Here is a 1375-nt window from a genome sequence, read left to right on the forward strand (position 1 = left end):
AACCGCGCCACTTCGACGAACAGGTCGGAGTTGGCCGGGTCGTCCAGGTAGGCCAGTACCCGCGCCGCCGGGCTGTCAATCAGCACGCCGTCACCGTTGTCTTCCGGCACTTCGGTACTGCGCCCGATCAGCTCCTTCTTGTCCACCGCCTGCTGCACCTGCTCGACATCCAGGTTGTAGATCACCAGTTCCTTGCCATCGACGATATCGAAACCGCCGATGAGGAAGTTGCCACCCAGGCGCTTGGGCACGCCAGCCGACAGGTACCAGCGGTTGCCGTGGCGCGACACGGTGAACACGTATTCCTCGGGGGCCTTGCCCTTGGCCGTGGCCACCGCCTTGTAGGCATCACCGCCACTGCGGCTGATCACCAGCTTCAATGGCTCGCCCCAGGCATCCTTGCTGCTCCACTTGCCGAGCAGCGCCTTGGGCGCCGCCTGGTTGCTGGGCAACGGCTCGTGGAAGGTCACCAGACAACCGCCCAGCAGCAGGAATGACAGCGTCAACAGCACCATACGCCAGGCTTTCATCAGGTTCTCCTTGAAAAGTCAGTCTCGGCTCACGCCGATGCCAGCACCAGCTGCAGGTATCGGGTAAGCATAGCGAGCATCTGCCCATCGGCTTGCGCGTTCGCGTCCTTGAGCAGGCCCTGATATTCCATCTGCTCGATAATCGCCGTCAACATTTGGGCGTCCTGTTCCGGTTGCCGAGAGCCGACCACTTGCAGCAATTGCCGGGTGCCATGCAACAGGATCTGGTCGTGGGCGCACACCAGTTCGGCCAGCCGCGGGCACAGCAGCGCCTCCTGGCGGAAGGCCTGCTCGGCGATCAGGTAGTCGCGGCGATTCAACAGCTGGCGTTGCACGTAGTCGGCGGTCATGCGCGCCACTTCGTCGGCCAGCCGTGCCCGCGCCTGCGGGCTGCCGTCGCCCTGGGCGAGCAACTGGCGCAACACCACCTCGGTGTTGGCCCACAGCTTGGCCATGTAGGCGGCGCTGCGCTCGACGTACTGGGCGAAGGTATCGGTGAGCAGGTCCTCGATATCCTTGAAGTAATAAGTGGTGGCCGACAATGGCACGCCAGCCTCGGCGGCCACCGCGCGGTGGCGCACCCCGCGCACGCCGTCGCGCACGACGATGCGCATGGCGGCGTCGAGGATCAGCTGGCGGCGCTGTTCGCTGCCTTGGCGGGCAGTCTTGCGGCCCTGGTATTGCACGCTTTCGGCGACGGCGGTGGCGATGCCGGCGGCGCCCTGGTGAGGCATTGCGGGTGTCACGGGGGTACCTCATGGACAGTGTTTCGTCTGTACCGGCCTCTTCGCGGGCGCGCCCGCTCCCACAGGGGCCCCACAACAGTCACGAGCTGTGGGAGCGGG

At 65.5% G+C, this 1375-nt stretch carries 2 protein-coding genes; both read right to left on the minus strand.

Annotated elements, in window-relative coordinates; translation table 11 throughout:
• Positions 1-530, minus strand: a 530-nt coding sequence (locus QSV36_RS22965) for a hypothetical protein (protein ID WP_289134713.1), incomplete at its 3' end; no start/stop codon positions are given.
• Between the two features lie 29 nt (positions 531-559).
• Positions 560-1264 carry a TetR/AcrR family transcriptional regulator gene (locus QSV36_RS22970; protein ID WP_170034060.1) on the minus strand — a complete coding sequence of 235 codons (705 nt, stop codon included), beginning with the start codon at positions 1262-1264 and terminating at the stop codon, positions 560-562.
• Positions 1265-1375 lie beyond the last annotated feature (111 nt).

The sequence above is a fragment of the Pseudomonas sp. BCRC 81390 genome, assembly GCF_030341915.1.
Lineage (GTDB): Bacteria > Pseudomonadota > Gammaproteobacteria > Pseudomonadales > Pseudomonadaceae > Aquipseudomonas.

What these genes read in the sequence shown, in the direction of transcription:
- QSV36_RS22970 (WP_170034060.1), bottom strand. Translation starts at nt 1,264, where the DNA reads ATGCCTCACCAGGGCGCCGCCGGCATCGCCACCGCCGTCGCCGAAAGC.